This is a genomic window from Ruminococcus sp. 1001136sp1, from assembly GCF_039841815.1.
GTDB lineage: Bacteria > Bacillota > Clostridia > Lachnospirales > Lachnospiraceae > Blautia_A > Blautia_A faecis.
The window spans coordinates 1-23,487 of the sequence record NZ_JBDPGY010000004.1 but is presented as its reverse complement, the minus strand read 5'-3'; the positions used below and the strand labels follow the sequence as shown (position 1 = coordinate 23,487).

General features: G+C 41.1%; 20 protein-coding genes. 16 read left to right on the top strand and 4 right to left on the bottom strand.

The features are described from left to right. Positions 1 to 766: 766 nt before the first annotated feature. The 5 genes from ABHC48_RS04490 (at position 767) to ABHC48_RS04470 (ending at position 12,548) form a co-directional block, all read left to right on the top strand. Positions 767 to 1,108 (top strand): TnpV protein, encoded by a 342-nt coding sequence (locus ABHC48_RS04490; RefSeq protein WP_226855158.1) that lies wholly within the window; start codon positions 767 to 769, stop codon positions 1,106 to 1,108. Continuing rightward, positions 1,036 to 7,713 carry a helicase-related protein gene (locus ABHC48_RS04485; protein ID WP_334285689.1) on the top strand — a complete coding sequence of 2,226 codons (6,678 nt, stop codon included), beginning with the start codon at positions 1,036 to 1,038 and terminating at the stop codon, positions 7,711 to 7,713. The genes ABHC48_RS04490 and ABHC48_RS04485 overlap by 73 nt, the downstream gene beginning before the upstream one ends. Positions 7,714 to 7,789: 76 nt before the next feature. Then, entirely contained in the window at positions 7,790 to 11,485 is a 3,696-nt protein-coding gene (locus ABHC48_RS04480) for a DUF3849 domain-containing protein (RefSeq protein ID WP_243132395.1), read from the top strand. Beyond that, on the top strand, positions 11,482 to 11,721 hold the full coding sequence (locus ABHC48_RS04475; RefSeq protein WP_144167501.1) for a transposon-transfer assisting family protein: 240 nt from the start codon (positions 11,482 to 11,484) through the stop codon (positions 11,719 to 11,721). Before ABHC48_RS04480 ends, ABHC48_RS04475 begins: the two co-directional genes overlap by 4 nt. Continuing rightward, on the top strand, positions 11,712 to 12,548 hold the full coding sequence (locus ABHC48_RS04470) for a YodL domain-containing protein (protein ID WP_144167505.1): 837 nt from the start codon (positions 11,712 to 11,714) through the stop codon (positions 12,546 to 12,548). The genes ABHC48_RS04475 and ABHC48_RS04470 overlap by 10 nt, the downstream gene beginning before the upstream one ends. 230 nt (positions 12,549 to 12,778) lie before the next feature. On the opposite strand, the gene ABHC48_RS04465 is transcribed toward ABHC48_RS04470, so the two are convergent. The 3 genes from ABHC48_RS04465 to mobC all read right to left on the bottom strand — a co-directional run bounded on the left by ABHC48_RS04465 (position 12,779) and on the right by mobC (position 15,532). Further along, the gene (locus ABHC48_RS04465) at positions 12,779 to 13,402 is read right to left on the bottom strand and encodes a type II toxin-antitoxin system PemK/MazF family toxin (protein ID WP_144167508.1); all 624 of its coding nucleotides are present in this window, start codon (positions 13,400 to 13,402) and stop codon (positions 12,779 to 12,781) included. 113 nt (positions 13,403 to 13,515) lie between these two features. After that, the gene (locus ABHC48_RS04460) at positions 13,516 to 15,168 is read right to left on the bottom strand and encodes a relaxase/mobilization nuclease domain-containing protein (RefSeq protein WP_144167510.1); all 1,653 of its coding nucleotides are present in this window, start codon (positions 15,166 to 15,168) and stop codon (positions 13,516 to 13,518) included. Beyond that, positions 15,140 to 15,532: a plasmid mobilization relaxosome protein MobC gene (gene mobC / locus ABHC48_RS04455; protein ID WP_144167512.1), complete on the bottom strand. Its 393-nt coding sequence runs from the start codon at positions 15,530 to 15,532 to the stop codon at positions 15,140 to 15,142. The genes ABHC48_RS04460 and mobC overlap by 29 nt, the downstream gene beginning before the upstream one ends. A gap of 304 nt (positions 15,533 to 15,836) precedes the next feature. Here mobC and ABHC48_RS04450 point away from each other — a divergent pair, with 304 nt between their 5' ends. From ABHC48_RS04450 to ABHC48_RS04400, 11 genes are all read left to right on the top strand, one after another. Beyond that, a complete protein-coding gene (locus ABHC48_RS04450; RefSeq protein WP_144167514.1) occupies positions 15,837 to 16,070 on the top strand; it encodes a mersacidin family lantibiotic in 234 nt (77 codons plus the stop codon). Between the two features lie 10 nt (positions 16,071 to 16,080). Further along, positions 16,081 to 16,254 carry a lichenicidin A2 family type 2 lantibiotic gene (locus ABHC48_RS04445; RefSeq protein ID WP_144167516.1) on the top strand — a complete coding sequence of 58 codons (174 nt, stop codon included), beginning with the start codon at positions 16,081 to 16,083 and terminating at the stop codon, positions 16,252 to 16,254. Between the two features lie 500 nt (positions 16,255 to 16,754). Continuing rightward, on the top strand, positions 16,755 to 18,611 hold the full coding sequence (gene lanM / locus ABHC48_RS04440; RefSeq protein ID WP_195699254.1) for a type 2 lanthipeptide synthetase LanM: 1,857 nt from the start codon (positions 16,755 to 16,757) through the stop codon (positions 18,609 to 18,611). A gap of 143 nt (positions 18,612 to 18,754) precedes the next feature. After that, a complete protein-coding gene (locus ABHC48_RS04435) occupies positions 18,755 to 18,904 on the top strand; it encodes a cyclic lactone autoinducer peptide (RefSeq protein WP_144167533.1) in 150 nt (49 codons plus the stop codon). A 1-nt stretch (position 18,905) separates the two neighbouring features. Further along, positions 18,906 to 19,481: an accessory gene regulator B family protein gene (locus ABHC48_RS04430; protein WP_144167535.1), complete on the top strand. Its 576-nt coding sequence runs from the start codon at positions 18,906 to 18,908 to the stop codon at positions 19,479 to 19,481. A gap of 253 nt (positions 19,482 to 19,734) precedes the next feature. Next, entirely contained in the window at positions 19,735 to 20,175 is a 441-nt protein-coding gene (locus tag ABHC48_RS04425; protein WP_195699253.1) for a sigma-70 family RNA polymerase sigma factor, read from the top strand. After that, on the top strand, positions 20,159 to 20,410 hold the full coding sequence (locus ABHC48_RS04420; protein WP_144167540.1) for a helix-turn-helix domain-containing protein: 252 nt from the start codon (positions 20,159 to 20,161) through the stop codon (positions 20,408 to 20,410). The genes ABHC48_RS04425 and ABHC48_RS04420 overlap by 17 nt, the downstream gene beginning before the upstream one ends. 417 nt (positions 20,411 to 20,827) lie before the next feature. Then, positions 20,828 to 21,022: a DUF6462 family protein gene (locus tag ABHC48_RS04415; RefSeq protein ID WP_117639540.1), complete on the top strand. Its 195-nt coding sequence runs from the start codon at positions 20,828 to 20,830 to the stop codon at positions 21,020 to 21,022. A 91-nt stretch (positions 21,023 to 21,113) separates the two neighbouring features. After that, positions 21,114 to 21,311 carry a hypothetical protein gene (locus ABHC48_RS04410; RefSeq protein ID WP_144167542.1) on the top strand — a complete coding sequence of 66 codons (198 nt, stop codon included), beginning with the start codon at positions 21,114 to 21,116 and terminating at the stop codon, positions 21,309 to 21,311. Positions 21,312 to 21,344: 33 nt separating this feature from the next. Next, positions 21,345 to 22,586: a tyrosine-type recombinase/integrase gene (locus ABHC48_RS04405; RefSeq protein WP_144167544.1), complete on the top strand. Its 1,242-nt coding sequence runs from the start codon at positions 21,345 to 21,347 to the stop codon at positions 22,584 to 22,586. A 163-nt stretch (positions 22,587 to 22,749) separates the two neighbouring features. After that, positions 22,750 to 23,229: a methionine--tRNA ligase subunit beta gene (locus ABHC48_RS04400; protein ID WP_331667794.1), complete on the top strand. Its 480-nt coding sequence runs from the start codon at positions 22,750 to 22,752 to the stop codon at positions 23,227 to 23,229. A 77-nt stretch (positions 23,230 to 23,306) separates the two neighbouring features. Here the strand turns inward: ABHC48_RS04400 and ABHC48_RS04395 are convergent. Then, positions 23,307 to 23,487: hypothetical protein (locus ABHC48_RS04395; protein ID WP_272066986.1), on the bottom strand; the 181-nt coding region annotated here is incomplete at its 5' end.

Genomic DNA, 23,487 nt, shown 5'->3' with positions numbered 1-23,487 from the left:
TATCTGGATACGGCGGCAAAGCTGTACCGCTATCCGTTCTCGGATACACTTCTGATCCATGCCCAGCGTCCGGATGCAACCGCCTGTGTGTCACTGGAAGCATGGAATCAGAGGATGGGTCGATGGGTAAATCGTGGGGCGAAAGGAATCGCCCTGATAGATGACACAGGACCGAGACGGCAGCTTCGTTATGTATTTGATGTTTCAGACACACACATGGTAAAAGGCGGAAGGACACCGAATTTGTGGCAGCTCCAGAAAGAACAGGAGGAGGCGGTGCTAGACCATCTGGCAGATGCCTATGGGCTTGAAGGGGGAGATACGGAAAGCCTTTCCAATGCACTGATGGCAGTAGCTTCTTATATGGCAGAGGAGAATCTGGAGGAAGCGATGGAGGGGCTGCAGTATGAGATTGAGGACAGTTTCCTGTATGGACTGGACGAGGACAGTATCCGTGTCATGTTCCGGGAACTGTATTCAAACAGTGCTTTTTATATTTTATCACGCCGATGTGGTATTGACCCAATGGAATATCTGGAGGAGGAACATTTTTTCGGGATTACGGATTTTAACCGACTTTCGGTTTTATCATTTCTTGGAAATGCAGTCAGTCAGCTTGTGGAGCCTATACTTATGGATATTGGGAAAACCATACGAAAAATCCAAATGGAAGAACAGGAAAAAACGGTTGCAGATCAAAACTACATCGGCTATAATGAATTTAACACGTTAATTCGCAAAAGTAAGAGCAAAGGAGAGATAGAACATGGAACTGACCTATCACAGAAAGGGAGATTATCTGTTTCCGAACCTGATAATCAAAGAGGAGACAGTGGCAATCGGGAAATACGGGATGCTTCGGAAGACATTTCTGAAGGAACATCGGAAGAACTGGTATCAGAGTATGATGCTGACCGGGAAACTGGAGAATCATCTGGCACAGACCGAGAAGGCAGCGCAGGAGAGAATGGAAGTACTGATGAAAGGGCTGCTGGAACGTTATCCGGCTCCGGAGAAGGAGAGCGATCCGATGGCATGGACAGCCCATATGAACAGCCTGACAGCGATGGCGGAGGAGAGCATCTTGACGGAATTGGTATACAGTTAAGTGAAGAAACAACAGAACAGGATTTGAGTGAAGCAGAGGAGATAGAAGCCTCTGCTTTTTCTTTGCCTGCACTTCCGACTGCAAAGGAACAGATACGGGAGATTGAGGAACGTATGGCTGCATTATATGCCGGGGAGATTTCCATATCCCCGGATGTGGTGGATGAAGTGCTGCGTGTGGGCGGCAACCGGGAAGGAAGCCAGCTTCGTATCATCTATAATTTTATGATTGAGCAGACACCGGAGGAATATACAGAATTTGTACGCCGGGAATATGGAACAGGCGGAAAGGGACTTGTCATTGACGGTACAGAGTATTCCGTCTGGTTTGATGAGCTGGGAATGCAGGTTGCAGTGGGGCATACGGTAACGGACAGGATTTTGGATAAGGTATTTCTTTCATGGGAAGAGGTAAGCGGGCGTATCCACCAGCTTTTGCGTCAGGGGGAATACGCTCCCCAGGTGGTGCTGGATGCGGCACGTTTGAATGCTTTGGAAGAACATGCGACAGTATTGGCATACATGAAACACGATATGGCGGAAGGCGTAGCAGAGATTGTGTTTGGTGACACAGAGATTTTTCATCATGGATTCCCGGATACGGTAAAAAACCTCAGTGAACTGCTGGCACAGCCGGAATATCTGTCGGAAATAAACGAGCGCCTGGAGGGCGCAGCATTGGCCTATGCGGAGGACAAAGACATCATGCGTTTTCATTTCTACCGTCCGGATAAGGTATCGGCACAGTTTAAAAAATTTGCAAAAGAGGCAGTGCCATTTGGCGCAAGAGACGGATTTGCATGGGAGGAACATCCGCTGTTTATTACACAGGATGAGATAGATTCGTTTCTTGCCCGTGGCGGTTCCTATTCAGATGGAAGGTTGAGTACCTATGCTTTTTATCTCCAGAATAAAACGGAAAAGGAAATGGCAGATTTTTTAAAGGAACGGTACGGGACAGGCGGATGCAGTCATGCACTTGACGGTGCGGATGATTCTCATGCGGACTATAACGGAAAAGGATTAAAGCTGGCGAGGGGAAGTTTTGGAAACCCGGATACGCAGGTACTATTGAAATGGCCGCAGGTAGCGAAGAGGGTAACGTATCTGATTGAAAATGATAAATTTCTAAAAGCTGCAGATTATTCCAGAATGCCGGGATACGAACGGGAACAGATGGTAAACCGTATCCTTAGTTTTTATGCCCGTCTGCCAAAAGAAACAGAACGTCCGTTTACAGATGATTTTTTCCATGATGACGCAAGAATTGAACTGGCTGCAGCACTGGAAGATACGGAAACAGCAGCAGAATTAGTGGAAAAGATGGATGCCGCCCTTGCATCCTTACCACTGGATTTTGAAGGCTATGAAGCAAAGGTACAGTTCCTTGTGGACTTACATGGATATGTGGAGGGGACGTATACCATCTTCCCGGAACGTGTGCAGGAAACAGCGGTGGAAAATGGAAAGCAGTTGTCTTTGTTTGATTGGATGGAATCTGATATACAGGATAAAGAAGAAAAAAAAGAGCCATTAGAGAAAGAAGCAGAGCAGGAGAAAGTTGTACCGGAGACAGTAGAAGGGACAGAAAAAGCAGAGGAAATCCCATTTCAGGAGCCGACAAAACAGCAAAAGGCGGAAGCAGTGGAACATGCGGACACAGCACAGGAAACCATCAGACCGGAACTGATTAATTTCCGTATTACGGATGAACACTTGGGGGAAGGCGGACCGAAGCAGAAATTTCGTGCCAATATGGAAGCGGTGAAGTTACTGCATGAACTGGAACTTGAAAACCGTCTGGCAACTCCGCAGGAACAGGAAATTTTATCCCGTTATGTAGGATGGGGCGGACTTTCACAGGCGTTTGAGGAAGGAAACAATCAGTGGGCAGGGGAATTTACGGAATTATATTCAGAACTGTCTCCAGAAGAATACCGGGCGGCGAGGGCTTCTACCTTAAATGCTTTTTATACATCTCCGGTTGTGATCCATGCCATGTATGAAGCACTTTCCAATATGGGGCTGGAATCAGGAAACGTACTGGAACCATCCTGTGGTGTTGGAAATTTCATGGGACTTGTACCAAAGAGCATGGAAGATTTGAAAATGTATGGGGTGGAACTGGACAGCATTTCAGGGAGGATAGCAAAACAGCTTTACCAGAAAAATAATATTTCTGTGCAGGGATTTGAAACGGCGCAGTACCCAGACAGCTTCTTTGACTGTGTGATTGGCAATGTGCCATTTGGAAGCTATAAAGTAGCTGACCGAAAGTACGACCGCCACAATTTTATGATACACGATTATTTCATTGCAAAATCCCTTGACCTTGTTCGTCCGGGCGGTGTTGTGGCAGTGGTCACTTCCAGCGGCACACTGGATAAGCAGAACCCGGCTGTCCGTCAGTATATTGCCAATCGTGCTGACTTACTTGGAGCCATCCGTCTGCCGGATAATGCTTTCCGAAAGAATGCAGGGACAGATGTGGTGTCAGATATTTTGTTTCTCCAGAAAAGAGATTGTGCATCTTTGGAACAGCCGGAATGGGTACAGCTTGATACAACACCGGAAGGATATAGGATGAATGCCTACTTTGTCCGTCATCCGGAAATGGTGTTAGGGGAACTTTCTGTAGAAAGTACACAGTACGGAAAACAGGAAGTGACAGTAAAACCCATTGAAGGGATGGAACTTGCGGTACAGTTAAAAGAGGCGATAAGCCATATACAGGGAGAGATTACGGAGAATACACTGGACGATTTTGAACTGACAGAAACAGACCGTTCCATTCCGGCAGACCCGGCGGTAAGGAATTTCAGTTTTACAAATGTAGACGGGAAAGTATATTACCGGGAAAACTCAAAGATGAATCCGGTGGAACTGCCAGCTTTGACAGCGGAACGTGTACTTGGGATGATTGAGCTGAGAAATGTGACACAGGAACTTATCCAGTGTCAGATGGAGGATGGCAGTGATGAAGAGATAGCTCTTCTGCAGAAAAAATTGAATCAGCAGTATGACCGTTTTTCTTCCCGGTATGGGTTGATCAGCAGTACGGCAAACCGCAGGGCATTTTCGCAGGACAGCAGCTATTGTCTGCTGGCATCTCTGGAATATCTGGATGAGGAAGGAAAGCTGAAGCGTAAAGCAGATATTTTCAGCAAGCGTACCATCCGCAGGGCAGAACCAGTGACCAGTGTGGATACCGCCAGTGAAGCCCTTGCCGTATCCATCGGGGAACGTGCAAAAGTGGATTTGCCGTTTATGGCAGAATTATCGGGAAAAACAGAGGAACAAATCACGGAAGAACTGGCAGGCGCAATTTTCCGGAATCCACTGACAGACAAGTGGGAAACCTCGGATGAATATTTGTCCGGAAATGTACGTGAAAAGCTGGGGATTGCAGAGAGATTTGCCGAAAACCATCCGGAGTATGAAGGCAATGTGCAGTATCTTAAAAAAGTACAGCCGAAAGACCTGGATGCTTCGGAGATTGAAGTCCGCCTGGGGGCAACCTGGGTTGATACAGAGTATATAACACAGTTTATGGGGGAAACCTTTCATACACCGGGCTATTATCTGGGAAGCAAGATTGATGTCCGGTATGCAGCCGTTAATGGGCAGTGGAACATTACCGGGAAAAATATGGACAACAGGGGTAATGCCCTTGTGCAGTCTACTTATGGAACCCAGAGAGCAAATGCGTACCGTCTCTTAGAGGATGCCTTAAACCTGCGTGATACGAAAATCTACGATACCATTGAGGATGCGGACGGGGAACACAGGGTTTTGAATAAAAAGGAAACCATGCTGGCACAACAGAAACAGGAGATGATAAAGGAAGCCTTTAAAGAGTGGATTTTCCGTGACATAGACCGAAGAGAGGCATTATGCAAAAAGTATAATGAATTATTCAATAGCAGCCGTCCACGTGAATACGATGGAAGCCATATTCAGTTTACGGGTATGACACCGGAAATCACGCTGATGCCGCATCAGAAAAATGCGGTTGCCCACATCTTATATGGAAATAATACACTGCTTGCCCATTGTGTCGGTGCAGGAAAAACTTTCCAGATGATTGCGGCAGGTATGGAAAGCAGAAGGCTTGGATTATCCCAGAAAAATTTATATGTGGTACCGAACCATCTGACAGAACAGTGGGGCAGTGATTTTTTGCGGCTCTATCCGGGGGCAAACGTCCTTGTTGCCACAAAGAAGGATTTTGAACCTGCCAACCGAAAGAAATTCTGTTCCCGGATTGCTACCGGGGATTATGATGCCATTATCATCGGGCACAGCCAGTTTGAACGTATTCCTCTTTCTGTAGAACGTCAGGCGGCAGCGATTGAGAAACAGATTCGTGATATTACTATGGCGATTGAGGATGCAGAAGGGCAGGAGGGAACCCGTTATACAGTCAAGCAGATGGAAAAGACAAGAAAATCCCTGCAGACAAGACTGGATAAATTAAATGACCAGACGAGGAAAGACGATGTGGTGACCTTTGAACAGCTTGGCGTAGACAGGCTCTTTGTGGATGAGAGCCATAATTATAAAAATTTGTTCCTCTACACAAAAATGAGGAACATTGCCGGAATCGCCCAGACGGACGCACAGAAAAGCTCCGATATGTTTATGAAATGCCAGTATTTAGATGAACTGACCGGAGGAAAAGGAGTTACCTTTGCAACGGGGACCCCAGTGTCCAATAGTATGGTTGAACTCTACACCATCATGCGGTATTTACAATATGATACAATCCAGAAAATGGGCCTCGGACATTTTGATTCCTGGGCGGCGGCTTTTGGGGAGACGGTTACGGCGATTGAACTTTCGCCGGAAGGGACGGGCTATCGTGCGAAAACACGGTTTGCCCGGTTTTTTAATCTTCCGGAATTGATTTCTCTTTTTAAAGAAAGTGCAGATATCCAGACTGCGGATATGCTGAATCTGCCTGTACCAGAAGCGGAATATATCAATGAGGTGCTAAAACCCAGCGAGATACAGCAGGATATGGTCAGTGCATTTGCCGACAGGGCAGAGGCGGTTAGAAGCGGTTTGGTAGAGCCAACAGTGGATAACATGCTGAAAATTACCAATGATGGAAGAAAGTGTGCGTTAGACCAGCGGCTGTTAAACGACATGCTGCCGGATGAAGCGGACAGCAAGGTAAACCGTTGCGCAAAAAATGCATATGACATATGGGAAGAAACGGCAGAAAAGAAATCAACGCAGCTTATCTTTTGCGATTTGTCCACACCGAAGAATGACGGGACATTCAATGTATATGATGACATTCGTGAAAAACTGGTGGAAAAAGGAATACCGAGGGAGGAAATTGCATTTATCCATGAAGCGGGCACAGAAGCAAAAAAAGCGGAATTGTTTGCAAAGGTACGTGCCGGACAGGTGCGTATCCTGCTTGGTTCCACGCCGAAATTAGGAGCAGGGACGAATATACAGGACAGGCTTATTGCCCTGCATCATTTAGACTGCCCCTGGAAACCTTCGGATCTGGAACAGCAGGAGGGACGTATCCTTCGTCAGGGTAACCAGAATGAGAAGGTAAAGATATTCCGTTATGTTACGGAAAATACATTTGATGCTTATATGTGGCAGATTTTGGAGAACAAGCAGAAATTTATCAGCCAGATCATGACAAGCAAATCCCCTGTGCGTGCCTGTGAGGATGTGGATGATGCGGCGCTTTCTTATGCGGAAATTAAGGCACTTGCAACAGGAAATCCGTATATCCGTGAAAAAATGGATTTGGATATTCAGGTCAGTAAATTAAAACTGATGAAAGCGAACCATACCAGCCAGAAATACCATCTGGAGACAGACATTGCTAAAAATTATCCGGTACAGATTGCCGCACAAAAAGAGCAGATTGCAGGGCTTCGGGCGGACAGGGAGGCAGTAAAGCCGATTCTGGAAGAGAAGGAAAAAGACAATTTTTCAATGATGATTGGAGGAAAGACGTACACAGACAGGAAGGAGGCAGGAACCGCAATCCTTGCTGCCTGTGCCGGGTTAAAAGCAGTAAAAAGCAATGGGCAGATTGGGGAATTTCATGGCTTTTCCTTAAATGCATCTTATGACAGCTTTTACCAGACCTATAAACTGACAATAAAACGGCAGTGCAGTTATCAGATTGAGATTGGAAAGGATGTTCTGGGCAACCTGCAGCGTATTAGTAATGCCCTGACCGGGATAGAAAAACGTCTGACAGAAGCAGAACAGAAAATGGAGAATCTGTTAAGTCAGCTTGCCACAGCACAGGAGGAGGTGGAAAAGCCATTTCCGAAAGAGGCGGAACTGACAGAAAAAATGGAACGTCTGGCAGAATTAAATTCCCTGCTGAACATGGATGAAAAAGGAACATCCGAAGCACTTGGCATGGGGGAAGATATAGCGGCGGTGGCAGATAGTCCGAGATGTGCAGTCACGATGGCAGGGAGGGTATCAGAGCTTTCCCATACCGCAGACAGTGTACAGAAACCGTCAGTGCTTGGAAAGCTGAAGCAGGCACAAGAACGGCTTTCCCATGAGGCGAAGAATTGGAAACATACCGCAAAGAAAAAAGAACAACAGTTATAAAGAAAATCAAAATAAAGAGCAGAGAATCCCGTCCCGAAAAATCAAATCGGAGACGGGATTTTTGGAAAGGAGATTTATGGCAGAAAAAAGGGAACTGCAGATGAAAGAAATCACAGAACAGCTGGAACAGGGAGTGAAAGAACTGTTTACATCAGAAATGTATACAGAATATCTCCGAACCATGTCCCAATTCCATAATTATAGTTTTAACAATACACTTTTGATTGCCATGCAGAAACCAGACGCCACACTGGTAGCCGGGTATCAGGCATGGCAGAAGAAGTTCAAGCGGCAGGTGCGGCGAGGGGAGAAGGCAATCCAGATTATCGCACCTGCACCTATCCGGGAGAAGCAGGAAGTGGAAAAGATTGATCCGGAAACACAGGAACCTGTGCTGCGGTTTGACGGACAGCCGGAAACAGAAGAGGTGGAAATTGTGATTCCACGGTTTCGTGTGGCCAGTGTCTTTGACATCTCACAGACGGATGGAGAGCCGCTTCCGGAACTGGAGACGCCGGAACTGATGGGGAGTGTCGAAAACTTTAAAGTTTTTATGAAAGCGGTGCAGGAAGTGTCTCCTGTGCCTGTACGTTTCGATGAAATCAGCAGTGGGGCAAAGGGATATTACAGTAATACGGAGAAAGAAATTGTTATCCAAAACGGTATGAGCGAGAGTCAGACAATGAAAACAGGCATCCATGAGGTTACCCATGCGATGCTGCATGACCGGGATTTTATGGAAGAACAGGGAGAGAAAAAGAACCAGATGACAAAGGAAGTAGAAGCGGAAAGTGTTGCCTATACAGTCTGCCAGTATTTTGGTTTGGATACTTCGGATTATTCTTTTCCTTACATTGCCGGATGGAGCAGCAGCATGGATATGAAAGAGCTGCGTACCTCGATGGATACGATACGGAAAACGGCAGGTTCTTTTATTGACAGCATGACAGAAGTGATACAGCGGCTTATGCGGGAACAACCGGAACTGTCACTGTCTGCCATGAAGCAGGCAGAAATACTGATAGACAGGGTAGAACAGGAACGGACACTTTTTAGCGGCGAAGAGAGAAATCTGCTGGTCAATTATGCGTATAAGTTTGACAATGCAGAGGAAACGGAGAAACTTATCCGAAAACTGGCGGAGGCAAAGGCGATTCCAGATCTTCGTTCCGCCACAGAAATCTGCCGGGATATACAAAAAGAAATCGAGTTTCTCCCTGATGGCATGGTGGGAATGACGGAACTGCATCGTTATGGCTATCAGAATGAGGGAATGCTTCCGGTTGAAAGGGAGAGGGCACATGAATTGTTTCAGGAAGGTTTTGAGATATTCGCCCTGTATCCGGATGATACGGAGGCAATGCTGGATGATGAAGGAGAACTTGATACGCATGACGGTCTTTTCGGGATAGAAAAGGCAGTGTGGGAGAAGTACCACAGGAGGGAAGCAGTCAGAGAAGAAAGCGGAATGCCGGAAAAGGAACAAAAGTATCAGGAAGTAGAATTGTTTGATGTCCCGGCACTTTTTATAAATGAACGTGTAGCCGGGGAAGCTGTCCCGGAGGGATTGCACCGCTATGAACTACGAGGGGCAGATTATGATCCCGGTTATCCGCTTACCATAGAAAAACAGGTAATGGTCAATCATGCCGCAACCATTCTCACAGCAGTTCCGCTTTCCCTCCCAGAACAGGGATATTTCCGGCTTGGAGATGAACTGAATTTCACAGGCGAGATGGTGACACTTGCGGAGTATCAGGAAAAAATGAATGCCATAGACCTGAACATAGAACAGGAAAAAATGGAAAATGCCATCGGACGGGCAAATGAAAATCTATATCTGTCCGGTAAGGAAGAGCGGTATGCCATTTATCAGCTTGGTGATTCTGAAAAAGGAAGAGATTACCGTTTTATGGGAATGGATTTTGTGACTGCCCATAATTTAAAAATAAATGCAGAAGATTACCGTCTGGTCTATGGAGGAAAGCTGTCAGAAGGAGAAACTCTAGAGGGACTGTATGAACGGTTTAATATCAACCATCCGGCAGGATATGAGGGACATTCACTTTCTGTCAGTGATGTAGTTGTTTTGACAAACGGGGGCAGTGCAAAGGCATATTATGTGGACAGTATGGGATTTGCAGAATTACCGGACTTTATCCTGCAGCGTCAGCATGAAGTAAAAATGAACCATAAAAGAGAAGATTCCGCTGTAACACTGGATACTTCCGGAATTGAGATTGAGCAGCATGACGGTCTTTGGCATACCGCTGATGTACGGGAAATCAAGGATGAGATATTTTATCTTATGAAAAACAATGAATATGGTGATTCGGTTGCGGCTGTCATTGTCAATGCAGACGGCGAACTGGTGGCGCAGGAATTGGAGAATGGTTTTGATAAGGGTGCAATGGAAGCAATTCAGGAGTATCTTGCGGAAAAAGGGATGACGTGGGAACCGGAACACCCGGAGAGCGAACAGGGTACATCTTTGGAGAAAAATTATCCGCCCGTTTATCCTCACACATTATCCTATGCGATGGAACATGGCGCTGCGGATGATTATCTGGATTCCAGAAAGCTGAATTTAGACTGTAAAAATGCCATTGAAGAAGCAATTAAGGAAAATTTTGATGGGATGCATCTTGCACAGGAAACTGCAGAAAAGGTATTGGAGGCATATGGTGCAGAGAGAATTTCCTTTGTGCTTGCAAACACGATACAGAAGCATTCTTATGACGGCAGATATTCCAGAGACAATAAAGCATGGGCAGAAACGATTCAAATACCGGAGAATGTCAGCAGGGGAACAGACTTGAATGCAGATTATATTGTAAACAGCCATCCGGCAGTATTGGATGGATTTGTAAATTTGTTCCGTAAAGCAGGGCAGGAGATGAACCATGAACAGGAAATGGGACAAAATGATATATGGAATCTTTCTGGTCAGGAGACAGAACTTGCATATCAGGCGGAAGACCGATTTTTGTTTATCCAGGATACAGAAGGCGGTTATGATTATACATTTTATGGTATGGATTACCGGGAGATAGACGGCGGCATTTATGAGGACAGCGATGATATGACAATCGAGGAAGCTGCGGGGGATCTTCTTGCAGAAGAGGGTTATGCGCTGGAGGACTGTACACGTATAGACTGTGAAGAACTGCAGGAGAAAACAGAAAAAGCGGCACAGGAAGAGATAGAAGAAGCGAGACATTCCTTATCTGCTTCTGATGGAAAAGAACCGGAACCCAAAATCAGCTTTTATGTGGCAGAGTGTACAGAGTTTCACATTCTTGGAGAATATCATGAAGATTTGAGCCTTCAGGAAGCGGCAGAACTGTACCAGACCATCCCGGCAGACCGGATGAACGGGATCAAAGGGATTGGTTTCCGTCTGGAGGACGGCAGTATCTATGACGGGACATATGAACTGATGACGGCGGGAAAAATGCAGACGGAATTTATTAATGAAATCCCGCATTACCGGGACAGTCCGCTGGTACAGCAGGCTATCGTGGATATGGAGAAAATTTTAGATAAATGGAAAGAGAAGGAACTGACGGAACCGGAAAAAGAAAAGCCTTTGGAGCTGGAGAAAACGGCTGAAAAAGCACCGAAAGCGGACATACAGACAGCCAAGGGTAAAGGGAAGAAACAGTCTGTCTTACAGGCGCTCAGGGAACGGCAGGCGAAGCTGAAAGCGCAGGAGACAGGACAGACAGAACAGAAAACACAGGGACGCAGAAAAGGAGAACCGGAATTATGATGAAAAAATTTGAACAGGATGAATGCCTTCTTATGGCGATTTGTCAGGAGGATACTTGCGAACAGACGAAGGAAGAGATGAAAAAGATACTTCCGTTTTTGAAGCATGATACAGAGATGACTGCTCTTGTAAAGGGGACATTGGAGAAGATGGAACATCTGACAGAGGAGGAATTTTCCAAAATGGATTTAACCCCGTATTTGACAGAACTTTTGGAGGATAAGGAATGGATATAAACCAGTTTGCGGTATATCAGTTAAAAAACGGGCCGGAGACGAGACAGATGCGTTTCCGGTCTTATGAAAAACTGCAGCAAAGCGGGATTCAGGTGCGGTACGAATATTACAGGGAGGTGTATCTTGGCAAAATGCAGCGGCAGGATACTCCCGAAAACATAAGAGAACGCCTGCAAAAGAAAATACCGAAAAGCTTCGACGGTCATTCCCTCAGTGTCAGTGATGTGCTGGTTTTGAACCGAGAGGGCGAGATTACCGCTTACTATGTAGAAAAAGAAGGTTTTACCGTCATTGCAGGTTTTATCCGCATTGGCTCATCCGGGGCGCTGCTTACCTTTGAAACTACGAATTTTCATATTGAAGGCAAAGCAGGAAGCTGGCTGGTGCTGGACACCCTGATTATAGACGGCAGGGAATTTTTTCTTATGGAACATATGGAATACGGCAGGAATGCTGCCTATGTGATACTGGATGCAGAAGGGAAAATTGTGGCGGAGGATAACCGGAACGGCTTTGATGAGAACGCAAAGCAGCAGATCAGAGAGTATCTGCACCCACCAAAGCCTGTGCAGAAGCCAGAGGAAAAGCCGCCGCTTGAAAACTGGCAGAAGTATATGGAAAATGGGGAATATCTCCGCAGTTCGGAAATCAGTGAAGAACAAAACTACAATATGATTGACGGCAGACGGAACAATATGCCTCCGAAAAAGACCAGGACATCGGTATTGGTAAAGCTGCACCAAAAACAGGCAGAGATTGCAAAACGAAGCGGAAAGGAAGTACCGCAGATGGCAGTGGCGGAAGATATGGAGCGCAGACGGAAATAAAGGTTGTAACGTTTTATAAAAACAGAGAAGGGAAAACCGTTCAACGGATTCCCTTCTCCGGTAAAACTTTGGATATCCGATCCAAAGCTACTTTGTGTTCTTATCATATGTTAATTAAAAATAAAATATGTAGCAAAAAGGAACTCACCCTGAGTCCCTTTCCTTTGAAAATTTGGTAATGTCCCCAACACACCGGAAAGGGATTTCTTTGTACTTATATAGTACATGATTTATTGTTTTGTGTCAATATGGTTTTTTAAATAATCCAGTAATTCGGTTGTATCGCCTGTTTCTTCAAGACCCAAAACAGAATAAATTTCTTTTAATGTATCTTGTGCAGTATTTCGTTCTGCTTTAATTTTGGAAATATATGTAAGTTTATCAGAAAGCTTTTTATTTAAGTCTGCATAGTAACCAATCAGCCCCATTGTTTTTGCAAGAGCTTCGTCAACTTTCTTCATATCACTGGCAGGTAAATCACAGATATATGTACCCAAACGGGATTTACTTACACACATGATATTTGAGGCATTTGCCTGTCCGTCCAGTTTGGTAGTTGTACCATCTGCTTCATATTGTGTGGTAATGACAGCAACACAAGGTAAAGTGCTTGTATCATGTGTAATGGGAATCACGATAGTATTCCCAGATTTTAAATTTCCGATGCTATTTTGTACAATAACAGCAGGTCGTTCTTTTTGCATTTCACTTCCGATCCCCATACCGAAATTGCAACGATATACTTGTCCACGTTTTACAACTCGTCTGCTTGCGTTTACAACCAACGTATCTAAATAGAGCTGTGTTTTGAGCCAGTCTAAAAATCTTTGTACTTTATTCAGATCAATATTCATGTAATTCTATCCTTTTCTCATATTTCTTTCAATCAACATACCATATTATACCTGAATTATCAAGAGCAACTCATTTGAAACAAGGTATCTGAAAGCATTGTATAATTCCAATATTACGTGAGAGTCTGTTCTTTTGTATGAGTTTTTTGGTGAGGATATTCTTTTCCTAGAATAGAATTTATATTAGAACGAACCGTATTCAATTCTTTTTGATAATCTCGATAATATTGATACTGCTCTTGGGCTGACTTTTTCTGTTTTAACAATTCTTCTTTCTTTTCTTTCAGCAATTTCATAGAAGGGAGTTTTATATTGCCGGATTTCTCCTTCAGGAATTTCCGGGCAGTTTCATAAAGTGCAATTTCAGCGGAATGCTCTTTACGGAAAACACCCTTATTTTTACTCTGACAAAATTTAGTATAGATAGCTTTATTCGCAAGGTACTGTCCTGTGTAGTGAAGCTGTTCGTTGATTTCCCGTAAGTCTCTTTCCGTTGATTTTAGATTTTTTCGGAAAGTGTCTGTATGCTCTTTTACAGATGAAAAGGAAGTTTCCAGAGCATCGAGAGAATCGTAACCATGTTCCTGAACATAGGCTACCGTTTTTGCCATTTCTTTCAGATTGGACAGTTTTACTTTTCTGGCGTAGGCGGCATTCTGCTGAGCTTTTACACAGTTTTGCAAATCCGTAACCAAATGTAAATCTGATTTTATAAAAAGAATGGCAAACGCAGTTTCATGTGGAATGGAACTATTTTGAGCAGCATACATTTCCGGTGCAGGTATGGCGGCTTTCGGAACGGGAGTTACAACCTCTTCATCGTGACATTTTACATTATTTCCTATTACCTGCAGAAGATAATTCTTTTCATAATGGGTTCCCAGATTTCTTCCGGTAATCGGTTTAGTACGTTCCGGATGGAGATAACTGAATCGTCCTCTGCTTTCTTTTATAAGTATCCCATACTTTTCAGAAAGAATCTTTTGAAATTCTTCCAGAGTATGCGCTGATGAAACGGCACTATCAATGGAGTCCCGTAAAAATTGTTTCTGTGTCTGGAATTTAGTATTACGGGGAGTGACGCCATCGGCAATCATACGTTGATTTTTCGTATCAAGTTTTTCCTGCCCTCTGCGGTTTGCCCAATATTCTTTTTCAGTAATTTTCCTTTCGGCAGGAGTCAGCAAATCCACCTGATTCAGATTTTCCCGGCGGCACATATCCATCACTTCCTGCTTGAGATGAATCAGATATTTTTTTGTTAGATGATGTTTGTTCCCTGCAAGGGAATCACAGGGACGTTCCATAAAGTCCTGACGTTCTACATCAAATTTCCGCAGGCTGTTGATTACAATATGTACATGAATATTGCCACTTCCATTGTGTCCGTCTGTATGTGTGCAGACGAGAGCCTGATGTCCGGGAAAATTCTTTTTTGCATATTCCAGACCTAACTGTTGGGCACGTTCTCCTGTTAATCCATGCTCATCCTTGTCATTCGGATCAAAGCTGAGAATATAATGGTGCGATTTAATTTCATTATAATTTTGGTTTTTATGGTAAGCTGCATTTAGTTCCATACATTCCGTATCAAAGGTAAAGGGATCACAGTTGATTCCGTCCAGATAATATTCTTCACGAGGCTGCAGATGTCCGTTCTCATCAAGCAGCGGTTTCTTTGTGGATTCATCATATTGAAAAATCAAATACCGCTGTGCCTCTCCGTAATCGGCATTTTTACTTGCTATGTGTTTCAGTATCGCCATGAAAAACTCCTGCCATTTTGGTCACTTTATATTTCATCTCATAAAGTTCGGTAATACACTGGTTAATTGCTGCCCTCATTTCCTGTGAATGGATTCCACCCTGATTAAAATATTTTGCAATCTGGTTCAGGTTACTGCCTATCTTTCCAAATTCAGAAATCAGTTTTTTCAGTTCCGGCACATCAGCCACTACTTCATATTTCATCGTAATACGCTGGTTCATCACTTGCTTACGTGCATATTCCGCTACAGGCAGATTAGCTGTTTGGGCATTTTCTGTGACAATATCATATTCCGTATCATTAAGACGGAGCATGATGTGATGATTTCGTTTCAGTTCCTTTTGCTTTTTTGGTCTTGCCATGTTTTATCCTTTCTCGTGATGGAAACCATCACGCTGCGACTATATTCTATATAGAAGCCGAAAAACACAGCTTGCTGTGTAAGAAACCGAGGGAATGGGGAAACGGAATCCCCATCAAGATTGCCCGTAACCAAAATCCACAAAGTGGGTTTTGAGTTACTTGGGCGAATCTTGCTTTAGTTTCAGCGATAGGAAAAATAACAATAGTACAAGTTTTTTTTACATAAACAAAAATTGTTTCAAAACTTAGATTATGATGTAATTGCAAGCACTTAAATCGGAGTCATTTTGAAGGAGGTCTAACATGAATAAAAAAATTAATCCATGCGGAAATAGTATGAGAGAATTGTCAACGGAGGAGTTAGTAAATATTTATGGAGCAGATACAGCAACACCTATCTCTACGATCCCTTGTTCAGTTGCAAAGACGGTTTCTGTAGTTTCAAAGTCTGTGGTGAACAGTTCAAAAGTTTGTATCGGTGCTTCTTTATCAGCAATTTCAGGTATTTTTTCTTATAATAAAGAATGCTTAGGATAGGAGAAACATTATGAATAAAAAAAATGTTGTGGGAGAAAGTATGAGAGAACTTTCTCATAATGAGTTAAATGAAATATATGGTGGGGATGATCCAACCGTATCTCCGCGGTCTACATTTATCTGCAGTGCACTATTTACAGCAGTAGGATCATACTTAACGACAGCAATTTTATGTAAAGAATAATAACAAACAATGAAGTGCTTGCTAATAAAAGAACATGTTTAAAATTTCAAAAATTTAGACATGTTCTTTTTACTAAAAATATAAAATTAGCTATGAAAAATCAACCATAAATTTAATTCCACCATAAGAGTTTTTTTCATAAATTTATATGAATAGTTAGTTATTAATCTAAGTTAAACAGAATGTTGTCAGTGAGTAGCCTAAAAATGATGCGAGTTAGTTTTACGACACAATTTGCATTGTAATGGAATTTTTCTTCATAACATTTTTTGCGTAGTAAGTTTTGAATGTTATTGAAATAAGTGCTTTGATAGGAATATCTACGTGGCACATCCTGAATATAAATAATAAAAATAAAACCGTAGTAATACATTCCTTCAAGTAGTTGGGAAATAGAAAAACAATCTAAAGTTCATAGCATGTGAATGTATTATGTCACATCACTAAAAGAAAGGGAAATGTGATGTTTTAGCTTCTATAAACATCATACGAGTGAAATAATGTCTTATAAATCATTAACAATAAATGAAAGATACAATATTTTAAAAGAGTTTGGAAAAATTGAAAAAGAGAATACTGATGCATTGATTCAGTGGCGTAATGATATGAGCCTTTTGTCACAAAAACAGTTCCAAAAGATGTTACAGTACAATCAGTATGATAAAAAGATTTTTTCTTATGCTGTAACACGAGAGCCAGACGAAAATATCGTAAAACTATATGAAAAGAGTGAAGTTGAACATATATGGCGTTGTACTTATTGGGAAATATTAAATACTAATATCCTTTACGAAGAGAAATCGTACTGGGGTCAAGATGAGGGGTTTAATTACATTGTTAGACATTTTGTGAAATATGTAGAAAAACAATTAATTGAGTCTTTGGAGGGAATTAAATTCACAAAAGACTGTTTGGATGGCATCTTGCGTCAATTTACATTAAAGTTAGTGGATTTGGGAAATAAAGCAATGATAATGGAATTAAATCATCTTAAAGAATCTCAGAACCTAAAAGGAGATACTTCTGCAGAAAGATTCAAATATTTTATTTCATTATTTGAAAATATGGAATTTTTGAAAAGCTTTTATGAAAAATATTCTGTACTTGCAAGACTCTATACGGAACTTTCGATTTTGTTTATTAATAATATCAAAGAAATATGGGATTTTATAAAAAATGATAAAGAAATTCTCAAGGAAGAATTTGGGATAGTTGACGGGGAGTTCGTATTAAATAAAGTAGCTATTGGAATAGGTGATACGCATAATTTTGGTAAAACAGTTACTATACTTGAGTTTGCCAATAATAAAAAACTAGTTTATAAACCTAGAAATTTAAAAATTAATGAGGCATATAATAATCTTATTGATTTTCTTAATAAAACTGGAAAGATACATGTATTAAAGAAGCTAAAATCTCTCTCATTTGAAGACCATGGATATGAAGAATTTTTAGACCATTGTTTATGCGAAACAGAATATGAGTTACAGAATTTTTATATTAGATTTGGAGAAATCTTAGCGTTGTCATATATATTAAATGCTACGGATTTGCATATGGAAAATTTAATTGCATATGGAGAATATCCGGTAATAATTGATTTAGAAACTTTTATACAACAGCCCAACAGTTTTAATGATGATGTTTTAAACGAGAAAATTAATTATGAATTTGATAGTGTAAAAAGAACACTACTTTTGGAAAGCAGACTTCGTCAAAATGATGTAAATGAAGGCATAGATATTAGTGCAATTAACGGTAAGGGATACGTGATGGATGAGGTTTTAGTGCCAATAAATATGTATACGGATATGGTTAGGTATGAAAAACAAAGAGTTCAGATTAAAGGTGCAAAAAACTTGCCATTTTCAGAGAAATATTCTAGGAATGTAAAAAAATACATTAATGAAATATTGACGGGATTTTCATATGTGTATGATGCGTTTTTGGAGCTTAAAGATGACTCTTGTTTTAGAGATGTAATAAAGAAATTTTCAGGCGTTCAGGTAAGACACATCATAAGAAATACAGATCAGTATGACACCATTTTGAGACATTCTATGCATCCTGAACATTTAATGGACATGCTGGATATAGTTATTATGTACTTTGATAAAGAAATGGTTAAGAAAGGTACATTTAAAACAATTGTTCAGGTAAAGGGGAGGCTGGGACAAAGGATACCAATCCTTACGCTGATGGAAGAAGGAACACCGCAAAATATTTTTTCAACGTTAATGGCGGGCGCCTATGACTACTTAGAAATAGCCAAGAGTTCAGAGGAGTATAGAAAGAAAATAGAAGATGTTGCCCGATGGAATTGGTATTTAGGAAAATACGGGTTAAAAGAGAAGTAGCAGTGATATAAATGTCGCCGCTACTTTTTATTTTTAAAGGGAAATAGAAAAAGTTACATCAACACTCGTTTTTTTTACAAGAAAGACAAATTCAGTTTTTTTTGTAGTAGTGTAGAGGAAACAAATGAAAGGAGATTCAGATTATGAATTCTAAAAATGTAAAAAAACAGTCAGCTAAAGCATTAGCAAACGTATCTTTGAAACTTGGAAAAATGTCAGCGGATAGTGCATGCTGCTATATCTTCCATCAGCCTAAAATGCCGGAAACACTGAGGAAAATGAAAAAGATGTAACATGAAATATTTTTCTGAAAAACTGACAAGTTATATTGTTAAATCCGGTGCTGTTCCAGAAGAATCATATGAAATATACCAATATGGGTTTCAAATAGGACTTGAAATGTTGAGCTGTCTTTTGGCCTGTTTTGGAATTGCGGTATATTTGCATATGATTCCGGAATTTGCAGTGGTTACAGGAATTTTTATGATGTTGCGCAGTTTTGTTGGTGGAGTGCATCTAAACAGCTTTGATGCCTGCTTTATGTGTTCTGTTACTGTGCAGACATTGGTACTGGTTGTTAATCGTTTGTATACACAACCTTTAAATCTTGCGTGGGGAATAATTGTGTTGAGCAGTGTTCTAATTTGGAATATGGCTCCGGTACAAAGCATTAACCGGGAACTTGATGCAGATGAAAAAAAACACTGCAGAAAGGTAGCTGTAAAAATTATTGTGGGCATATATGTGTTTGCGGGGATTTGTACACTTACTGGGATGAATGCAATAGTGTCTTTGGTTGCAGTGACAATGGCAGCAGTTTTGATTTCACAATATATTGGGGTAGTAAAGTATAAAATAGAAAAGAGATAATAAGCGGGAATAGTAGACGAAATCTATTATTTCCGCTTATTTTATTTGAGGATAAAAGAATCGTTTATTTTTTATAAGCAACACTGTTTCGGTAATGAAAAACGTCTGCTAGGCTTCGGCTCAGGAGGCGTTTCTTATTATAAAGATAAAAAAATTCTTCCAGACCCGAACATCGCGTACTTTCCATACGGGATATGGGTGAAAGGGAAAAGACCTTTGCTCATATCTTGCGATCGGGAAGGAGGTGAACTCTATGGAGCAATCTTCTTCCTATGACGAAACAACGGTCAGGCATCAGTTTGATCGAAAGTGCAAACTGGCGCTGGATGGCGAAGTGGTAGATTATGACAGGCATATGGATTATCGGAGAAAACATGAAATATTGTTTTCAGAACTATCTGAATGTCAGACAGGGAAACTGTCAGTAGTGGATGAATATAATGAAACATCCTACTTTTTTAAAACATGTGAGTATGATGTGAAAGTGAAAAGTTCTTTACTGACAGAGGCATTGAATGCGTTGACGGATAGAAAAAGAGAAGTAATTCTGCTGTCATATTTTATGGAGATGAGTGATGCTGCGATTGCAAGGAAAATGAATCTTGTTAGAAGTACGGTGCATGAGCACCGGACACGTTCATTGGAATTGCTGAAGCAGATAATGGAGGAAAACAAAAGTGAGTGTAAAAAATAAAAATACAGAAGAAAAATGGCTGCTTCCATTTTGCATTATTGAGGATGCTACAACAGGTAATGTTATGGCAATTAATACGGTAATGAAACATTATGAAGGCTACATAGCAAAGCTGGCAACCAGAAAAATGTATGATGAATATGGAAACGTTCATTACTGCGTAGATAAAACTCTGCGTGACAGATTAGAAGCGAAACTGCTGAAAACGATTTTAGAATTTAAAATAGTACGTTAAGAATGACTGGAAACCAGTATCCCTTTCTGCTGGCTTCTGATAGGAGACATTTAACGTATAAAAGTTGATTTTAAGAAATAAATTGCACCTTGATAACAGAATATTTTATTCTGCGGGACAAATGAAACAGTATAGCCTGGCAGCGGATACGCCATGAATGTCATGATGGTAACTTTGCGACACCGTGTCGCAAGGTTGGAGTACGTGAATACGTGTTTATGAGAAATTGACATGAGCGATTCATATCTGGCTGTAGGCAGAGTGTGGGAACTTTGTGGCGAAGACACTGTTTCTGATAATGATACTTCCGGGATGGCTGCCCGGTCTGAAAAGATGGTGTGATTCCAATGAGGCTGTTTCCCGACAGCCGCCTGCAGAATTTTTATATTAATATAGAGAGAAAAGGAATAAAAGAATATGCAAAGAGCAACAAAAAAAGTGGAAAAGAAAAGGTTAGTCAGATATAAAGAGGGTGCAGAAATGTACAGTATGGGAATGAATAAATTTCAGACATTAGCAAAGGATGCGGGAGCCATCTTGAAGATAGACAGAATGGTATTGGTTGACTTAGATATTTTTGATCAATATCTTGAAACATTCCGGGTGCAGTAAAAGAATTATTTTTGATAAGGAAAGATTTTCAGAGAAAAGGAAAATACACTTGACTTACGGTTAAACCAAAAGTATAATAAAGGAGAAATGGATGGAGGTGTACGATGTGGCTAAAATGGGAAGACCAAAGTCAGCGAATCCGAAAAATACGTTGATTGGATTGAAACTGACAGAGGAAGAAGCCACAAAACTTAGAGAATATGCGTCCAAACATGACATGACCGTAACAGAAGTGCTACAAAAAGGAATTGATTTGCAGTATGCAATGGAAGATTCCCAAAGAAGCTAAGTGTGAAAATTCTTTCCTTGAGAAAGGAGAAAAATGGCATATTCAAGGAAGGATAGAAAAGGGAGGGTATTAAGAAAAGGCGAAACACAACGTAAATGCGATGGAAAGTATGTGTATACATATATGGATACATTAGGCAGAAGACGCAGCATTTATTCAAAAGATATTAAGACATTAAGAGAACGTGAAGAACAGTTAGTTAAAGATCAGCTAGACGGTCTGGACACCTATGTTGCAGGCAGTGCAACAGTTAATTTTGTTTTTGATAGATATATTTCTACAAAATCAGAATTGAGAGAAACAACAAGAACGAATTATAAATATATGTATGATCGTTTCGTGAAAGATGGGTTTGGCAAAAAGAAGATTGCTGTGATTAAGTTTTCAGATGTCCTACAATTTTATCAATACTTATTGAAAGATAAGAAAATGCAAGTGAATACGCTAGAGACTATTCATACGGTGTTACATCCAACCTTTCAGTTAGCAGTAAGGGATAATATTATCAGAACTAATCCGAGTGATGGGGTAATGGCACAAGTAAAAAAGCTACCGGGGCGAAATCATGGTGTGAGACATGCACTAACCTTGGAGCAACAGAGAGCTTTCATAAGATACATAGAGAATAATGAAAGGTTTGAAAGCTGGGTGACATTATTCAAGTTTTTACTTGGCACTGGCTGCAGAATAGGTGAGGCGATTGGAATCCGGTGGGATGACATTGATTTTGAGAAGCGGATAATTAGTATCAATCATAGTTTGGTTTATTATAGCAGGGAATATAAGGGACATGGTATTTGTTCATTTGCCGTATCATTACCTAAAACAGAGGCGGGCATAAGAATGATTCCTATGCTTGATACAGTTTATGAAGCTCTTAAAAGAGAGTATGCATTTCAAGAAGAAAACGGGTTCAATGAAACAGAAATTGATGGAATGTCTGGATTTGTTTTTTCTAATCGTTTTGGAAATGTACATAATCCACAGGCTATCAATAGAGCAATTAAGCGTATATACGAAGCATATAATGTAGAAGAGGTGCTAAAAGCTGCCAAAGAAAAGAGAGAGCCGATTCTTATACCGCATTTTTCATGTCATCATTTGAGACATACTTTTTGTTCGAGGTTTTGTGAAAATGAGACAAATTTAAAGGTAATTCAGTCTATCATGGGACATGCAAATATTGAAACTACGATGGACATTTATGCAGAAGTTACAGAAACAAAAAAGCATGAGTCGATGCAGGAATTAGCAAAAAAATTAGATGTATTTTAGGAAAGAGTCTGATTTAGTTTTGCTGAGGAGGTACGACAAAATTTGTATAGTACGACAAGAGTACGACAAATTAAAGAGCCTTAATCAGTTCTAAAGGTTTAGAGAATAAATGATGAAAGGCTGTAAAGTGTTTTAATAAAGGGAATTAAATTGTATAAGATGTATGCAGTTAGAAATCCCGACAATGAAGACCCTCGGTGGTGTAAAATCCGAAAATGGTGTAAGTTCTAAAGAGGTTTCTACACCAAATTCAGAGCCGGAAAAAATTGATTTTTCTAAGATAAAGGTTGAGCCTTTGTTTGAAGAAGATGTTGATTTTGATACATTCTCAAAGTCAGATTTCAGAGCAGTTAAGGTTAAAGAATGCGTTGCTGTACCGAAGTCAAAGAAACTCCTTCAGTTCACTCTTGATGACGGAACAGGCATAGATAGAACCATTTTAAGCGGTATTCACGCATATTACGAGCCGGAAGAACTTGTTGGTAAGACACTTATCGCAATCACAAATCTTCCTCCAAGAGCAATGATGGGCATTGACTCTTGTGGTATGCTTCTCAGTGCAGTACACGAAGAAGAAGGCGAAGAAAAGCTTCATCTCCTTATGGTAGATGACCATATTCCGGCAGGTGCAAAGCTCTATTAAGAAGTACCGTTTTACCTTACAAAACGGGATGTACTTCATTTGTGAAAAAGCTCTGAAAATACACAAATACACCAAATTTACACCAAATGGTGCTTGAAACGGTGCAGAGCCTTAAAAATCGCATATTTTAAAGATATATGGGCAGTTCCATTGCGGAATTGCCCATTTTCAGAAAGAAAAAGATAAATCGTTAAGGAAAGAATCGAAGGTGGTGCAAACGAAAAAGCAGTATGGAGACTTTTCATTAACTGCCCTTTC